At 52.6% G+C, this 761-nt stretch carries 2 protein-coding genes; both read left to right on the top strand.

All coding sequences use genetic code 11. The features are described 5' to 3' along the window. The first annotated feature begins 159 nt into the window (after nucleotides 1-159). Nucleotides 160-426, top strand: a complete 267-nt coding sequence (locus AXE65_RS05375) for an AbrB/MazE/SpoVT family DNA-binding domain-containing protein (protein WP_068389141.1) — start codon at nucleotides 160-162, stop codon at nucleotides 424-426. After that, nucleotides 423-761, top strand: a 339-nt coding sequence (locus tag AXE65_RS05370; RefSeq protein ID WP_068389138.1) for a type II toxin-antitoxin system VapC family toxin, incomplete at its 3' end; no start/stop codon positions are given. The genes AXE65_RS05375 and AXE65_RS05370, both read left to right, overlap by 4 nt.

Raw genomic sequence — 761 nt, 5'->3', positions numbered from 1 at the left:
TGATTTTCGAACGTTTGAAGTACCTATTTTTACCAGTCATATCAGGAAGTTATCATGCCATAAAAACATGTTTGCTTCCTAAGACCCTAACTAAATTTGCACTTGGCGGTAATGTAGATTTCAATTACTGTGTAGGCATGTTCAGCAAAGGGGGTTCCCATGACTTCACTAGCAGTGACGATGAAAGGGCAGGTCACGCTAAAGCGGGACTTGCTGCATCACCTCGGTATCAAGCCCGGCGAACGGGTCGAGTTTGAAAAGCTGCCGGGCGGTGAAATTCGGGTGCGGGCGGCACGTCCTGCCGGAACCATTGAAAATTTCTTCCATGCGCTTGATGGCAAGGTGAAGCTGAAAAAGCCCCTGTCCATCGAAGAAATGAACGACATAGCGGCCGCAGGATGGGCCGGGGAATTTGGCAAAGAATGAAGATCACTGCCGATACAAACGTGCTGGCTCGCGCCATTTTGCAAGACGATGCAGGGCAATGCCGAACGGCTCGCAAGCTGCTTGCGGATGCAACCCTGATCGCCGTTTCCTTGCCTTCGCTCTGTGAGCTGGTGTGGATTCTTAGGCAGGGTGCCAAACTGCCGAAAGAGGACGTTTCCGGCGCAATCAGGGCGCTTCTGGATACTGAAAATGTCGTCATAAACCGCCCTGCTGTGGAAGCTGGCTTGGCCGTGCTCGATGCGGGCGGGGATTTTGCCGATGGCATCATGGCCCATGAAGGCAAATGGCTTGGCGGGGAAACCTTCGTTTCGTTC

The organism is Ventosimonas gracilis, from assembly GCF_001580025.1.
Lineage (GTDB): Bacteria > Pseudomonadota > Gammaproteobacteria > Pseudomonadales > Pseudomonadaceae > Ventosimonas > Ventosimonas gracilis.
Note: the sequence above shows the minus strand (reverse complement) of the source record. Positions and strands in the feature narration are given on the sequence as shown.